Raw genomic sequence first — 14,475 nt, forward strand, 5'->3', positions numbered from 1 at the left:
GCGAGCGAGCAGATGGGTGACACCCCTCACCGCTCGGCGCACGCCGGCACCGGCGGGAACCCCGTGACCCCGAGTCACGAGCGACCCGCCGGTGCCTCGGCGCGTGTGGCCGAGCGCCCCGGTAACCCGGGCCGCCCCGACGGTGGCCTCGGCGGCGGCGGTGCCCTCCCCCGGGCCCGCGCCTTCGGCGCGGAACGGGCGTTCCGCGGCCTGACCCTGGCCGCCGGCACCACGGTCCTGGTGGTCATCGCGGCCATCGCGATCTTCCTGATTGCCAAGGCCGTCCCGGCACTGCAGGCCAACACCGAGTCGTTCTGGACGTTCGAGGGCTGGTTCCCGAACGACAACCCGCCGCAGTTCGGCATCGGCGCGCTCGCCTTCGGCACGGTCCTGAGCTCGCTGCTGGCGCTGCTCATGGCGGTGCCGGTCGCGCTGGGCATCGCCCTGTACCTGTCGCACTACGCTCCCCGGCGGCTCGGCAACGCCCTGGGCTTCCTGATCGACCTGCTGGCCGCCGTGCCGAGCGTGGTCTTCGGCCTCTGGGGGCGGGACTACTTCGCCCAGCCGGTCGCCGACCTGTCCGCCTGGCTGAACAAGTACTTCGGCTGGATCCCGATCTTCGGCGACGGCCCGTACGGCAACTCGATCCTGCTCGGGTCCGTGGTGCTCGCCATCATGGTGCTGCCGATCGTCACCTCGCTGTCCCGCGAGGTGTTCCGGCAGACCCCGACCGCCAACGAGGAAGCCGCGCTCGCGCTCGGCGCCACCCGCTGGGAGATGATCCGCACCGCGGTCCTGCCGTACGGGCGGCCGGGCGTGATCGCCGCGGTGATGCTCGGCCTGGGCCGGGCGCTCGGCGAGACCATCGCGCTGGCGCTCACACTCGGCTCGACGTACGCCATCTCGTTCAACATCCTGCAGAGCGGCGGCAACTCGATCGCCGCGAACATCGCCAACCGGTTCGCCGAGGCGAACGACACCGGCCGAGGCGCGCTGATCGCCTCCGGCCTGGTGCTGTTCGCGATCACGCTGATCGTCAACATCACCGCCCGGGCGATCATCTACCGGCGGCGCGAGTTCACGGAGTCGGCCGCATGACCACTACCCTCACCCCCCGCCGCCCGCGCCCGTCGGCCCAGCCGGCCACGCTGCGGGCGAGGCGGCTTCCCGCGTACGCCGCTCCGGCCATCGCCGTCGCGGCGCTGCTGCTCGCGGCGGCCCTGGTGTACGGCGCCGGCATCGGCGGCCCGGTCCTGGTCGTGGTAGTCGGCGCGCTGCTCTACCTGGCCGGTCTCTTCGTCGCGGCCAACGCGGTGGAGGGCCGCCGGTCGGCCCGCAACCGCACCTGGAGCGCGCTGATCCACTCCGCGTTCGTGCTCGCGGTGCTGCCGCTGGCCTCGGTGGTCTGGACGCTCGTCAGCAAGGGCTCCGAGCGGCTGGACGCCAACTTCTTCGGCACCTCGATGAACAACATCGGGTCGCGGGACGCCAACGGCGGCGCGTACCACGCGATCGTCGGCACGTTGCAGCAGGTGGGCATCGCCACCCTGATCACGGTGCCGCTCGGCGTGCTCTGCGCGATCTACATCGTCGAGTACGGCCGGGGCCGGTTCGCGTTCACCATCCGCTTCTTCGTGGACGTGATGACCGGCATCCCGTCCATCGTCACCGGCCTGTTCGTGCTGGCCTTCTGGGTGCTGATCGTGTCGCCGTGGTTCAACGACGGCCGGCCGGGCTTCTCCGGATTCGCCGCCGCGCTGGCGCTGAGCGTGCTGATGCTGCCCACTGTGGTCCGCTCCACCGAGGAGATGCTCCGCCTCGTGCCCGCGCCGCTGCGTGAGGGCGCGTACGCCCTGGGCGTACCGAAGTGGAAGACCATCCTGCGGGTCGTGCTGCCGACCGCGCTGCCCGGCATCGTCACCGGCATCATGCTCGCCATCGCGCGGGCCGCCGGTGAGACGGCGCCGGTGCTGCTCGTCGCCGGCGGCGGCGCGGCGATCAACTTCAACCCGTTCGAGAACAACCAGTCGTCGCTGGCCCTCTTCGTCTACCAGCAGGCCGGCGAGGCGTCGAGGTACTCGCCGGCCCGGGCGTGGACCGCGGCGCTGACCCTGGTCGCCCTCGTCCTCGTCCTCACCGTCGCGGCGAAGTTGCTGGCCCGTCGTAACCGGCTCAGCCGATGAACCCCGGAGGTACCGCCACCATGGCCAAGCGCATCGAAGCCACGAACGTGACCGCCTACTACGGCGGGTTCAAGGCGATCGAGAACATCAACCTGACCGTCGAGCCGAAGACCGTCACCGCCCTGATCGGGCCGTCCGGCTGCGGCAAGTCCACGTTCCTGCGGTCGATCAACCGGATGCACGAGGTGCTGCCCGGTGCCCGGGTCGAGGGCAGCCTGACCATCGACGACCAGGACATCTACGACCGCGACGTGGACGTCACTGCGGTCCGCCGGATGATCGGCATGGTCTTCCAGCGGCCGAACCCGTTCCCCACCATGAGCATCTTCGAGAACGTGGTGGCGGGTCTGCGGCTCAACGGCGTCCGGCGCAAGTCGATCCTGGAGGAGGCGGCCGAGAAGGCGCTCCGCTCGGCGAACCTGTGGGACGAGGTGAAGGATCGCCTCGGCAAGCCCGGCGCGGGCCTGTCCGGCGGTCAGCAGCAGCGGCTCTGCATCGCCCGCACCATCGCGGTCGAGCCGCAGGTGGTGCTGATGGACGAGCCGTGCTCGGCGCTGGACCCGATCTCGACGCTGGCCATCGAGGATCTGATGTTCCAGCTCAAGGACAAGTTCACCATCATCATCGTCACGCACAACATGCAGCAGGCCGCCCGGGTGTCGGACCGGACCGCCTTCTTCTCGATCGAGAAGACCGGCGACCCGGGCCGCCTCATCGAGTACGACAACACCCAGAAGATCTTCAGCAACCCGGCCCAGAAGAAGACCGAGGACTACATCACCGGCCGCTTCGGCTGAGGTGTAAGGAGGGGCCCCCTGTTAACGCCTCCGGTAGAGGAAGGGGCCCTTCTTAACACCGCCGGCCCCTGCGATCAGCGCAGGCGGAAGCTGGGCTCGGCGCCATCCAGTCCCTCGATGTACGGCATGATCGGCGTACCCGGGTCTCGTTCCGCCGCCGCGCGGGCCACGTCGGCGAGGTCGCCCGCGGCGGCGACCTCGGCGAGCGTGACCATGGTCGGCGGCAGCATGGTCAGCTCGCCGGCCTCCGCCCGGGCCAGGGCGTCCGCCGGTCGCAGCCACAGCGTGTGGTCGGCCTCGCCGGAGACGTCCCGGGTCCGCTGCCCCGCGGGCAGCAGGGCGAGGAAGAAGTACGTGTCGAAGCGGCGCGGCTCGAACTCCGGGGTGATCCACCGGCTCCACGGCAGCAGCAGGTCGGACCGGAGCGTCAGGCCCCGACCGGCCAGCAGGTCCGCGAAGCCGGCCCGCCGCCCCTCCAGATCCTGCCGGGCCGCCTCCCAGTCGTCGCCGCTCACGTCGCCGACGACCGTGTCGGGGTCCGGACCGGCGAGCAGCACGCCCGCCTCCTCGAAGACCTCGCGAGCGGCGGCGCACACCACCGCCTGCGCGGCGGACGGGTCGAGCCGGAGCCGCTCCCCCCAGGACGCCGGTTCCGGGCCGGCCCAGCCCAGGTGCGCCTCCGAGTCGGAGCGGTCCACCCCGCCGCCGGGAAAGGCGTACATGCCGCCGAACGTCATCGCGGCCACCCGGCGGATCATGTAGACCTCGAATCGGTCACCGGCCGGGCGGAGCAGCAGGACGGTGGCGGCGACCCGGGGTACGGCGGGCACGGCGCCCTCGGCCCGGAATCGGCGGGCGTGCTCCACCAGGGCGGGGGGTGCGGCGAAGCCGTCGATCGTCATGCGCCGAGCCTAGTGCCGTACCGCGCGACGCCGCCCCGCCGCCCGATGGCGTCCTCGCCCGGTTGCGGGATGCTCGTCGTGTGACGGATCTCGACAACCAGGCGGGATACTGGAATTCCACGGGTACCGCGAAGGCTTTCGGCCACCCGGTCGAACGTCTGTGGCTGGACGGCATCACGCGTTCTCGACTACGGGTGCGGTTACGGTCGGCTGGCGGGGCTGCTCGTACGGTGGGGCTTCGAGAACGTCGAGGGGGTGGATGTCGCACCCGCACCCCGTCTCGTCACCCGCGCGAAGGAGGAGCAACCCGGCGCGCGATTCACGGTTCTCACCAGTCCTCCGCAGCTCGACCACCAGGCACTCCGGTCGTGCCCGCCGGCGCATGCGCCCGCGCTCCACAAGCGGCGAACCAATCACACTGTGTAGTTTCTCGCCCGGCCGGTGGGACACTCCTCCGCCGCCTTTGCTCTGCAGCCGAATCCGCAACGGTGACCCTCCGCGAGCGGTGCGCAAAAGGCTGCAGAGCAAAGGGGCGGAGAGGACCGTCACCGATCCGGGAGCAGGCCGGGGTTCTGTCCGATAAATCCCTTCTGGACACCGTCCTGACGAGCAGGCAGACAACTGCCGTCACGCTGAGCAATCTGCACGCTCCGTGTGCGCCGGAGCCCCGACATCAGGTGGACGGTCCGAGGGCTCAGCGACAGAGGCGGCAAACCCTCCTCCCGCACCGGTCCCAGCGCCGCCGGACGGCCCGGCGGCGCTGGGCACGGGGCTGCGGCGCCCGGCCGCGCCTGGCAGGGTCGTGACCCGTGATCGACGATTTCGCGAAGGAGTACCTGCACCACGACCTGCGCCAGATCCGCGAGGCGATGCTGTGGAAGCTCGACGGGCTGTCCGAGTACGACGTGCGCCGTCCCCTGACCGCGTCCGGCACCAACCTGCTCGGCCTGGTCAAGCACCTGGCGATGTCGCAGGCCCGATACCTCGGCGAGGTGTTCGGCAGGCCGTTCCCGGAGCCGTTGCCGCGGTGGGACGCCCCGGATCCGGACGGCACCGACATGTGGGCGAGCGAGCACGAGACCCGCGAGGAGGTGATCGGCCGCTACCGGCGGGCGTCGGAGCACGCGGACGCGACGATCGACGCCCTCCCCATCGACGCGCCCGGCCACGTGCCGTGGTGGCCCCGCCCGCACGTCAAGCTGTTCAACGTCATGGTGCACGTGCTGACCGAGACCAGCCGACACGCCGGACACGCCGACATCCTGCGCGAGCAGCTCGACGGCTCGACCGGGGCATGGGCCGAGTACGCGCACCTGGAACCCGGCCAGCCGACGCTGACGGCGCGGCGGGCGATGATCGAGCGGGCCGCCCGCGCCGCCGCCGACACCCGCCGGTGAGCCGTCCCGACGGGTGGATCTCCCTGCCGGTCGCGGAGCAGCAGAAGATAGCGTGCCGGGCATGACGCGTTGGGGAATCCTGGCCACCGGAAACATCGCCGCCCGCTTCGCCGAGGATCTGCGGCTGGTGCCCGACGCCGAGCTGGTCGCGGTCGGCTCGCGTACCCGGGAGAGCGCCGAGCTGTTCGCGCGCCGGCACGACGTGCCGCGGGCGTACGCCTCGTGGGCGGAACTGGCCGCGGACCCGGACCTGGACGCGATCTACGTGGCCACACCGCACGCCGCGCACCACGAGGCGGCGCTGGCGTGCCTGGCCGGCGGCAAGGCCGTGCTGGTGGAGAAGCCGTGCACGCTGGACCTGCCGACCACCACCGAGCTGGTGGAGACGGCCCGCGCCCGAGGGCTGTTCCTCATGGAGGCCATGTGGATGCGGACGAACCCGCTGATCCTGCGCGTGCTGGAGCTGATCGGGGACGGCGCGATCGGTGAGGTGACGCACGTACGGGCGGACTTCGGCGTGGCCGGCCCGTTCCCGCCGGAGCACCGGATGCGGGCCCGCACGCTCGGCGGCGGTGCGCTGCTGGACCTCGGCGTGTACCCGCTGAGTCTGGCCCACCTGGTGCTCGGCGCGCCGCAGCACGTGCAGGCGTGGGCCAAGCTGACCCCGGAGGCGGTGGACGAGAACACCGGCATGGTGCTCGGCTGGGACTCCGGCGCGGTGGCCACGCTCAGTTGCGGCATGGTCGGCGCGACGGCGATCACCGCGTCGATCACCGGTACGACCGGCCGGATCGACCTGCCCGAGCTGTTCTTCCGGCCCGCGCACGTGGTGCTGCACCGGGCCGGCACCGAACCGGAGACGATCCCGGCGGACCTGACCGGCGGCGGCTACCAGTACGAGGCGATCGAGGTGCAGCGCTGCCTGGCGGCCGGGCTGACCGAGAGCCCGCTGGTGCCGCACGCCGCCACGCTCGAGGTGATGGGCCTCATCGACGACATCAAGGCCCGGATCGGCGTCTCCTACGCGTGAGGGGTTCCCCGCCACGGCGGGGAACCCCTCGGCGTCAGTGCACTCAGAACAGGGGCCGGACCAGCAGGTACGAGAGGCAGGCGATCGCGGCGGCGGCCGGGAACGTGATGATCCAGGCGATCACGATGTTGCCCGCCACGTTCCAGCGCACCGCGGAGAGCCGTTTCGTCGCGCCCACACCCATGATCGCCGAGGTGATCGTGTGCGTGGTGGAGATCGGCGCCTTCAGCACCAGTGCGTTGAAGTAGAGCACCGCGCTGGCGACGGTCTCGGCCGCGAAGCCCTCCGCCGGGCCGAGGTCGATGATCTTCCGGCCGAGCGTACGGATGATGCGCCAGCCGCCCGCGTACGTGCCGGCGGCCAGCATCGCGGCGGAGGTCCAGAAGACCCAGCCCGGGATGTGCGTCTTGCTCTCCTGGAAGCCGCCGGTGTAGAGCGCCAGCACGATGATGCCCATGGTCTTGGCGGCGTCCTGCATGCCGTGGCCGACCGACATGGCGGCGGCGGACGCGGTCTGCGCCCAGCGGAAGCCACGGCTGAGCTTGCCGGGCTGCCCCTTCCGGAACAGCCACATGATCCCCAGCATCACCAGGAAGCCGAGCACCAGGCCGACCACCGGCGACAGCACCATCGGGATGAGGACCTTCTCGATGATGGTGCCCCACTGGACGATGCCGTCCGCAGCGAACAGGGTCGCGCCGACCAGGCCGCCGAAGAGGGCGTGCGAGGAGGACGAGGGCAGGCCGAAGTACCAGGTGATCAGGTTCCAGATGATCGCGCCGAGCACACCGGCGAAGACCACGCCGAGACTCTCCACCCCGGTGGGCAGCGTGACCAGGCCGTCGCCGACCGTCTTGGCGACGCCGGCACCGAAGTGCGCGCCGACGAAGTTGCCGACGGCGGCCAGCGCGAGCGCGATCCGGGGGGTCAGCGCCCGGGTCGAGATGCTGGTGGCGATCGCGTTCGCCGCGTCATGGAAGCCGTTCGTGTAGTCGAAGGCCATGGCGACCGCGATCACCGCCAGCACGGCGATGAGTTCGGGACTCACGGGATCAGGACTCCTTGACCGCGATGGTCTCGACGGTGTTGGCGACGTGCTCGAAGGCGTCGCAGGCGGCCTCCAGTTCGTCGGCCACCTCCTTCATCTTCAGCACCGTGAGCGCGTCGTACTCACCGGAGAAGAGGCGGACCAGCAGCATCCGGTACGCCTGGTCGCCGTCGTTCTCGAGCCGGTTGCACTCGATCCAGTAGTCCTCGAGATCCTTCATCGACTTCAGCCGGGGCATCGCCTCGGCGGTGAGCTTGGCCTGCAGGTCGAGCACGTTGACCAGCTCGTGCAGCTCGCGCGGAAGCGACGGGAGCTTGGTCAGGCCGTACAGGTAGAGCAGGTTGCCGACCGCCTCCAGGTGGTCCATCACGTCGTCGAGCAGCGAGCCCAGCCGGTAGATGTCCTCCCGGTCGAACGGCGTGATGAACGTGGAGTTGATCTTCTTGTACAGCTCGTGCGTGATCTGGTCGCTGTCGTGCTCGATGTCGGTCAGCCGCTCGCTGATCGACTGGACGTCGGCACCGGGCAGTCCCAGCTCGTTGAGCAGGTCGGTCCCCTTCACCAGGTTCTGCGCGGCCCTGGTGAAGAGCTCGTAGAAGGCGCCCTCGGTGGGACGGAAGGAAAACTTCACAGCACGGACCTCGTCGTGTCGGTGGAAGGGTGGCCGTCGCCCCCCGGGCGTCTGCTCTGCGCATGCTAGGGACCGCGCCGAACCCGCCTTCGATCGGCCCACCCCTGGTCAGGCCCGATTCACCGCCCGTTAACCTTCTGTTCACCTGATCACGGACGGCGCTGGCTCCGTAACCGGTCACGCTCCCGTTCGACGTCGAAATCGGCAGGCGGATACCCCAGATCCAACCCGTCGAACGTCTCCCGCAGCAGGTGGGCGACCGCCCAGTCCCGGTACCACTTGCGGTCCGCCGGCACCACGAACCACGGCGCGGCGTCAGTGCCGCAACGCTCCAGAGCCTCGGCGTACGCGGCCTGGTAATCGCCCCAACGGGCCCGGGTGTCCAGATCGCTCGGGTTGTACTTCCAGAACTTCGTCGGGTCGGTGAGCCGCTCCATCAGCCGCTCGCCCTGCTCGGCGTACGAGATGTGCAGCATGACCTTCACCACTGTGACCGCCTGCTCGGCCAGTTCCCGCTCGAAGTCGTTGATGACCGCGTACCGGGACCGCCAGGTCGCCTCGTCGACCAGCCCCTCCACCCGGGCGATGAGCACGTCCTCGTAGTGCGAGCGGTTGAACACGCCCACGTATCCGGGCGGCGGCAGCGCCCGGCGTACCCGCCAGAGGAAGTCGTGCCGCAGCTCCTCCCCGGTCGGCGGCCCGAACGAGCGGATGTGCAGCCCGAGCGGGTTCATCGCGCCCGCCACCCGCTTGACCGTGCCGTCCTTGCCGCCGCAGTCCATCGCCTGGAGCACCAGCAGCACCCGCCGCGGGCGGTTCCCGTCCAGCCCGGCGTCCGCCTGGGCCGGCGCGCTGGTGGCGCTGCCCGGCCCGGCGGCATCCTGCGCCGAGGCGTACAGCATCTCCTGCTGCCGCCCGAGTTCCGCGCCGATCAGCTCGACCTGGGCCCGTGCCCACTCCTTGCGCGCCGGTCCGAGACCGGCCGCCGCCGGCAGCCCCGGCGTCGACCGAGGATCAACAGCCGCCAGATCCACAGTCCCCGGCGCCACTCGCAGCAGTTCCCGCATCGGCCCGCCAACAGGCCCCACCACCTCACTCATCCCCCGATCCTCACCCCCGGAGCCCTTCCCCGCTCGCCCCACTGGGCCGATCTTGCGGTTGCGGTCCCTGGCGCGTCCGGAAAGCACCGTTTGCCGGGGCGGCAGGTGCAAGATCGGCAGAGGTGGGCGGGGTGCCTCGACGGGTGCGGGCGCGGGAGAATGGGCGGGTGGACGAACTGACGGGGGAGTTCGAGGCGGAACGAGGGCGTCTCCTGGCGGTCGCGCAGCGGATGCTCGGAAGCCGCAGCGAGGCCGAGGACGCGGTGCAGGAGACCTGGCTGCGTTTCGCCGGCGCGTTGAGCGATCCGGAGGAGCGCGCCCGCGTACGCGATCTGCGGGGCTGGCTCATCACCACCTGCTCCCGGCTCTGCCTGGACGTACTCCGCTCCGCCCGGGTACGCCGGGAGGCGTACCCCGGTCAGTGGCTCCCCGAGCCGGTGGTGACAGCGTTGCCGGCGGCGGACGGGTTCGCGCCCGACCCGGCCGAGCGGGCGGTGCGGGCCGACCAGCTCGGCACCGCGCTGCTGGTGGTGCTGGAACGGCTGACGCCGGAGCAGCGGGTGGCGTTCGTCCTGCACGACGTGTTCGCGGTGCCGTTCTCCGACGTGGCGGACGTGCTCGCGGTGACACCGGAGGCGGCGCGTCAGCTTGCGTCCCGGGCCCGCCGGGCGGTGCACGGGCCGGACGCGCCCCGGCACAGCGCCGACATCGCCGAGCAGCGGCGGGTGCTCGCCGCGTTCGCCGCGGCGGTGGAGTCGGGCGAGCTGGAGCAGTTGGTCCGCGTACTCGCCCCGGACGTCGTGTCGATCGGCGACGCCGGCGGTCACTTCCCGGCCGGAACCCGGCCGGTGGTCGGCACCGACTCGGTCGGCCGCCTGCTCCTCGCGCTGTACGGCCAGGCGCGGCAGCGGGGTGGCCTGCGGGGCCGGCCGGTGCTGGTGGACGGGACGCTGGGGTGGCAGTCGGAGTTCCTCCACCGGGACGGGCGGACCATCCGGATGGTCACCTCGTTCGCGATCCACGAGGGGCGGGTCACCGGCGTGTTCAACCAGCTCAACCCGGACAAGGTCGGCGAGCTGCCGCCGCTGGGGCCGGACGCCGTCTGGCCGCCGCGCTGGTGAGCCGGTTCAGGCCACCACTGCCAGCCACTTCCGGTACGACGTGGCGAACGGCTCGGTGCCGTCGCCGAGCGCGCCGAGCAGCCAGCGGGACGCGGCCTCGGCCTCGGTGACCACGTCCTCCGGGTAGCCCCAGCGGGCCCGGTGCACGGCGAACTCGTCCTCGTCGCGCAGCTCGACCAGGCCGGTCTCCCGGCGGCGCACCACGTCCAGGTCGAGGTCGATCAGGTGGACGGTGTCCTCCCCCTCCCAGCGGGCCGGGGTGGCGATGTCGCAGTAGACCTCGCTGGTGCGCGGCGGCGGGTTGAACATGCCGGTCCACCACCCGTGGTGCGGCACCAGCAGGACGAACGGGATCTGCTCGACCGACGGGCGGCCGTGGTAGACGGACTCGGTGCCGGCGGGCACGCCGAGCCAGACGCCGAGGTCGTCCTCGGCGAGCCGGCGGGCCGGGTAGTCGCGGTGGGCGCTGCCGTCGTACTTGCGGTAGATCACGCGGACCACGTCGCTCGGCATGCCTGGCACCCTAACCGATTCCGGCCACGCCACGCGATCGGGAGGTAACCGGACGCGACCCGCCGTCCCGCCACGCCGCCGGAGCGGCCGGACCCCCGTCGGTGCCGGCGGGTACGGTCGCACGGTGACCCCGTCCCGCACCGCCACCGGCCCGGCCGTCCCGAAGAAGCGCCGCAGTGGCCGCGCCGGTGCGGGGGAGCTGCTGACCGCCGCTGTGGGCGCGGTTCCGGGCGGCGCGGCCCGGCCGGGTCAGCAGCAGATGGCCGAGGCGATCGAGCGCAGCATCGCCTCCGGCGAGCACCTGCTGGTGCAGGCCGGCACCGGCACCGGCAAGTCCCTGGCGTACCTCGCACCGGCGCTGACAGTGGACGGGCCGGTGGTGGTCTCCACCGCCACGCTGGCGTTGCAGTCCCAGCTCGTCGAGCACGACCTGCCCCGGCTGGCCGACGCGGTCGAGCCGGTGCTGGGCCGCCGGCCCACCTTCGCCGTGCTGAAGGGGCGTCACCACTACCTCTGCCTGGCCCGGCTGGACAGCTCCGTCGAGGACGAGCCCGACGACGCGCTGTTCGACGCGCCGCGGTCCGGTGGCGGCGGCACCGGGTGGCTCGGCGAGGCGGGCCGCCTGGGCAAGCAGGTGCAGCGGCTGCGCGACTGGGCCGAGGAGACCGCCACCGGCGACCGGGACGAGCTGGACCCGGGCGTGGACGACCAGGTGTGGCGCGGCGTGTCCATGCCGGCCCGGGAGTGCGTCGGCGCGAGCCGCTGCCCGTTCGGGCAGGAGTGCTTCGCGGAGGCGTCCCGGGCGCGGGCCCGCGAGGCCGACATCGTGGTCACCAACCACAGCCTGCTCGCCGTCGACATGCTCGCCGGGCGGCACATCGTGCCGCCGCACAAGCTGCTCGTGGTGGACGAGGCGCACGAGCTGGCCGACCGGGTCTCCTCGGCCGCCCAGGCCGAGCTGGTGCCGGAGCTGATCGACAGGTCCACCCGGCGCGCGCGGCCGCTGCTGCGCCCCGACCTGGCCGAGCGGCTCACCGAGGCCGGTGACGCGCTGGCGGTGGGGCTGGCCGAGGCGCCCGCCGGGCGGCTGACCGCCGGTCTGCCGCCCGCGCTGCGCGAGGCGTGCACGCTCCTGGACTCGGCGACCCGGGCCGCGCTGGAGGCGATCGGCGACGTGAAGTCCGACGACCCCGATCCGGTACGCAAGCAGCAGGCCAAGGCGGTGCTGGACGAGTTGTCCACCACCGCCCAGCGGCTGCTGGAGGAGGCCGACCACGACGTCGCGTGGGTCGAGAAGCCGGACAACGGCAGTCGCCGCGCGCTCGTCGTCGCGCCGCTGTCGGTGGCGGGCACGCTCGCCACCCACCTGTACGACGAGCGCACGGTGGTCGCCACCTCGGCGACGCTGGCGCTGGGCGGGCGCTTCGACACGGTGGCCCGGGCGCTGGGGCTGGACGCGCCGCCGCCCGCCCCGCCGTCCCCGGCCGCCGCCGCGCTCGCCACCGCTGCCGCCGCGGGCCGTTCCCCGGTCGCGCCCCCGGTGGCCGCCACCGAGGGCAGCCGGGCGTCGATCGGCACCGTCCCGGCGACCGAGGGGCCGGGCTGGAGTTCGCTCGACGTCGGTTCGCCGTTCGACTACGCCCGGCAGGGCATCCTGTACGTCGCCGCGCACCTGCCCCGCCCCAGCGTCTCCGGGCTGCCCGGACCGGCGGGTGAGGAGCTGCTGGCGCTGGTCGAGGCGCTCGGTGGTCGTACCCTCGGTCTCTTCTCGTCGCGACGGGCCGCGCAGCAGGCGGCGGAGCTGGTCCGCGCGCGGACCGACCTGCCGGTGCTGCTCCAGGGTGAGGAGGCGCTGCCGCTGCTGGTGCGCCGGTTCCGCGAGGTGCGGGAGAGCTGCCTGTTCGGGGTGATGTCGCTCTGGCAGGGGGTGGACGTGCCGGGCGACGCCTGCCAGCTCGTCGTGATCGACAGGTTGCCGTTCCCCCGGCCGGACGAGCCGCTCGCGGCGGCGCGGGCGGCGGCGGTGGACGCCGGTGGCGGCTCGGGTTTCGCGGCGGTGAGCGTGCCGATCGCGGCGGTCCGGCTGGCCCAGGGTGTCGGCCGGCTGATCCGGGCCACCGGCGACCGGGGCGTGGTGGCGGTGCTCGACTCGCGGCTGGAGACGGCGCGCGGGTACGGCCCGTTCCTGCGGCGCTCGCTGCCGCCGTTCTGGTACACCACCCGCCCGGAGGTGGCCCGGGGCGCGCTGGAACGGCTCGCCAAGAGCTGACGCCCGCGCCTCCCCGGGCGGGGTGACGCGGGCGTCGGCGGGTCGTGCCGGGTCAGGGCGCCTGGGAGGCGACCACTACCGCGTCCGGTGGGGTGTCCGGCACGGTACGCGCGGCGAGGCGGCGCACCGCGGTGTTGAGGACGGCGATCAGCGGCACCGCGACCAGCGCACCGGCGATGCCGGCGAGCACCACTCCGGCGGCGATGCCGATGATCACGGCGAGCGGGTGGATGGCCACCGCCCTGCCCATGATCAGTGGCTGGAGCACGTGTCCCTCGATCTGCTGCACGCCGACCACCGCGGCCAGGATGACCAGGGCGATGCCCGGACCGCTGTCGACCAGCGCCACGAGTACGGCGACCACGCCGGACAGGAACGCGCCGACGATCGGGATGAACGCGCCGAGGAAGACCAGCGCGGCCAGCGGGAACGCGAACGGGATGTCGAACGCCACCAGGAAGATGCCGATGCCGACGGCGTCGATGAACGCGACGAGCACGGTGGCGCGTACGTAGGCGCCGAGCGTCGCCCAGGACGCGCGCCCGGCGTCGTCGACCTTCCACCGCGCCGCGACCGGCAGCAGCCGGACGATGAACCGCCAGATGGCGTTGCCGTCACGGAGGAAGAAGAACGTGGCGAACAGCACCAGGACCGTGCCGGTGAGCACCTCGGCGAGCGTGGCGGCGGTGCTTATCGCACCGCTGGTGAACCGCTCGGTGTTGCCGTTGATCCAGTTCTGTGCCTCGTCGATGTAGCGGTCGAGCTGGCTGTCGGACAGGTGCAGCGGCCCGGTCTTCAACCAGTCCTGGATCTGCCGGACGCCCTCAGAGGACTTCTCGCTCAGCTCCGGTACGCCCTTGATGAACTCGTTCACCACGAGCGTGAGCGTCCCGACTACAGCTGCCAGGCCGCCGACCAGCACCACGGCGGTCGCCAGCGAGCGGGGCAGCCGGGCCCGCAGCAGCCAGCCGACCGCCGGGGCGAGCAGCGCGGAGAGCAGCAGCGCGACGGTCAACGGGATGATCACGATGCTGATGGTGCCGACGATCTTGAGCAGGGCCCAGGTCACGATGCCGATCACGATCAGGCGCCAGCACCACGCGGCGGCGATGCGCAGCGCGTGCGGCACCTCCGTGTCGTCCCGGCTCACCGTCGAGGAGTGCAGCGCCGCCGGTGACGCGGCGCCCACGACCGTCGCGTCCGGCGCGGCGGGCGGCCCCGGCGCGGCGGGCGAGGCCACGTCCGCGTCCTCCACCTCCGCGGCGGCCCGCCGGGTCCGGGCCGTCTCCCGGCCCGACTCGTACGCGCGGCGGAGCCGTCCGCGCATCCGCTCGAAGCGGCTCAAGCGCACCTCCGGCAAAGTCAGCCCCACCAGTTCGCAGGGGGCACAGGATACGTACGTACGCCCCACCCTAGGGCGACTCGGCCACACATTGCCCGCCCGGCGCTCTCACCAACCACACCGGGATCGATCCGCGACCACG

At 72.3% G+C, this 14,475-nt stretch carries 14 protein-coding genes; 8 read left to right on the forward strand and 6 right to left on the reverse strand.

The features are described 5' to 3' along the window. Positions 1-12 precede the first annotated feature (12 nt). The 3 genes from pstC to pstB are packed head-to-tail and all read left to right on the forward strand — an operon-like array spanning position 13 to position 2,980. Positions 13-1,098 carry a phosphate ABC transporter permease subunit PstC gene (gene pstC, locus KSK32_RS08735; RefSeq protein WP_216930192.1) on the forward strand — a complete coding sequence of 362 codons (1,086 nt, stop codon included), beginning with the start codon at positions 13-15 and terminating at the stop codon, positions 1,096-1,098. Beyond that, entirely contained in the window at positions 1,095-2,183 is a 1,089-nt protein-coding gene (gene pstA / locus KSK32_RS08740; RefSeq protein ID WP_216930194.1) for a phosphate ABC transporter permease PstA, read from the forward strand. Before pstC ends, pstA begins: the two co-directional genes overlap by 4 nt. Positions 2,184-2,203: 20 nt before the next feature. Next, positions 2,204-2,980: a phosphate ABC transporter ATP-binding protein PstB gene (pstB, locus tag KSK32_RS08745; RefSeq protein ID WP_128136572.1), complete on the forward strand. Its 777-nt coding sequence runs from the start codon at positions 2,204-2,206 to the stop codon at positions 2,978-2,980. A 74-nt stretch (positions 2,981-3,054) separates the two neighbouring features. Here pstB and KSK32_RS08750 read toward each other — a convergent pair whose 3' ends face one another. Next, on the reverse strand, positions 3,055-3,882 hold the full coding sequence (locus tag KSK32_RS08750) for an NUDIX domain-containing protein (protein WP_216930196.1): 828 nt from the start codon (positions 3,880-3,882) through the stop codon (positions 3,055-3,057). Between the two features lie 219 nt (positions 3,883-4,101). Here KSK32_RS08750 and KSK32_RS33275 point away from each other — a divergent pair, with 219 nt between their 5' ends. The 3 genes from KSK32_RS33275 (at position 4,102) to KSK32_RS08765 (ending at position 6,309) form a co-directional block, all read left to right on the forward strand. Then, positions 4,102-4,308 (forward strand): hypothetical protein, encoded by a 207-nt coding sequence (locus tag KSK32_RS33275; RefSeq protein WP_254187706.1) that lies wholly within the window; start codon positions 4,102-4,104, stop codon positions 4,306-4,308. A 383-nt stretch (positions 4,309-4,691) separates the two neighbouring features. Then, complete coding sequence (locus tag KSK32_RS08760; RefSeq protein WP_216930198.1) at positions 4,692-5,279, forward strand: DinB family protein; 588 nt, start codon at positions 4,692-4,694, stop codon at positions 5,277-5,279. Positions 5,280-5,340: 61 nt separating this feature from the next. After that, positions 5,341-6,309, forward strand: coding sequence for a Gfo/Idh/MocA family protein (locus KSK32_RS08765; protein ID WP_216930201.1), 969 nt, complete (start codon positions 5,341-5,343; stop codon positions 6,307-6,309). A gap of 43 nt (positions 6,310-6,352) precedes the next feature. Here the strand turns inward: KSK32_RS08765 and KSK32_RS08770 are convergent, their stop codons facing one another. From KSK32_RS08770 to KSK32_RS08780, 3 genes are all read right to left on the reverse strand, one after another. Then, entirely contained in the window at positions 6,353-7,357 is a 1,005-nt protein-coding gene (locus KSK32_RS08770) for an inorganic phosphate transporter (RefSeq protein ID WP_216930203.1), read from the reverse strand. A 4-nt stretch (positions 7,358-7,361) separates the two neighbouring features. After that, positions 7,362-7,988, reverse strand: a complete 627-nt coding sequence (locus KSK32_RS08775) for a DUF47 domain-containing protein (RefSeq protein WP_030504473.1) — start codon at positions 7,986-7,988, stop codon at positions 7,362-7,364. 149 nt (positions 7,989-8,137) lie between these two features. After that, complete coding sequence (locus KSK32_RS08780) at positions 8,138-9,088, reverse strand: PPK2 family polyphosphate kinase (protein ID WP_216930205.1); 951 nt, start codon at positions 9,086-9,088, stop codon at positions 8,138-8,140. A gap of 167 nt (positions 9,089-9,255) precedes the next feature. On the opposite strand from KSK32_RS08780, the gene sigJ reads away from it, so the two are divergent. Beyond that, positions 9,256-10,209, forward strand: a complete 954-nt coding sequence (sigJ, locus tag KSK32_RS08785) for an RNA polymerase sigma factor SigJ (RefSeq protein WP_216930206.1) — start codon at positions 9,256-9,258, stop codon at positions 10,207-10,209. A gap of 6 nt (positions 10,210-10,215) precedes the next feature. Here sigJ and KSK32_RS08790 read toward each other — a convergent pair whose 3' ends face one another. Beyond that, positions 10,216-10,722, reverse strand: coding sequence for a DUF402 domain-containing protein (locus tag KSK32_RS08790; protein WP_216930208.1), 507 nt, complete (start codon positions 10,720-10,722; stop codon positions 10,216-10,218). A 124-nt stretch (positions 10,723-10,846) separates the two neighbouring features. Here KSK32_RS08790 and KSK32_RS08795 point away from each other — a divergent pair, with 124 nt between their 5' ends. Further along, a complete protein-coding gene (locus KSK32_RS08795; protein ID WP_216930210.1) occupies positions 10,847-12,991 on the forward strand; it encodes an ATP-dependent DNA helicase in 2,145 nt (714 codons plus the stop codon). Positions 12,992-13,043: 52 nt separating this feature from the next. Here KSK32_RS08795 and KSK32_RS08800 read toward each other — a convergent pair whose 3' ends face one another. Continuing rightward, complete coding sequence (locus KSK32_RS08800; RefSeq protein ID WP_374226743.1) at positions 13,044-14,318, reverse strand: AI-2E family transporter; 1,275 nt, start codon at positions 14,316-14,318, stop codon at positions 13,044-13,046. Between the last annotated feature and the right edge of the window lie 157 nt (positions 14,319-14,475).

This window comes from Micromonospora sp. WMMB482, from assembly GCF_019038635.1.
Classification (GTDB): domain Bacteria; phylum Actinomycetota; class Actinomycetes; order Mycobacteriales; family Micromonosporaceae; genus Micromonospora; species Micromonospora marina.

Bases quoted from the DNA above. Each gene is read 5' to 3' on its own strand.
- pstC (WP_216930192.1), top strand. From the start codon at position 13: ATGGGTGACACCCCTCACCGCTCGGCGCACGCCGGCACCGGCGGGAAC.
- pstA (WP_216930194.1), top strand. From the start codon at position 1,095: ATGACCACTACCCTCACCCCCCGCCGCCCGCGCCCGTCGGCCCAGCCG.
- pstB (WP_128136572.1), top strand. From the start codon at position 2,204: ATGGCCAAGCGCATCGAAGCCACGAACGTGACCGCCTACTACGGCGGG.
- KSK32_RS08750 (WP_216930196.1), bottom strand. From the start codon at position 3,882: ATGACGATCGACGGCTTCGCCGCACCCCCCGCCCTGGTGGAGCACGCC.
- KSK32_RS08765 (WP_216930201.1), top strand. From the start codon at position 5,341: ATGACGCGTTGGGGAATCCTGGCCACCGGAAACATCGCCGCCCGCTTC.
- KSK32_RS08780 (WP_216930205.1), bottom strand. From the start codon at position 9,088: ATGAGTGAGGTGGTGGGGCCTGTTGGCGGGCCGATGCGGGAACTGCTG.
- KSK32_RS08790 (WP_216930208.1), bottom strand. From the start codon at position 10,722: ATGCCGAGCGACGTGGTCCGCGTGATCTACCGCAAGTACGACGGCAGC.
- KSK32_RS08800 (WP_374226743.1), bottom strand. From the start codon at position 14,318: ATGCGCGGACGGCTCCGCCGCGCGTACGAGTCGGGCCGGGAGACGGCC.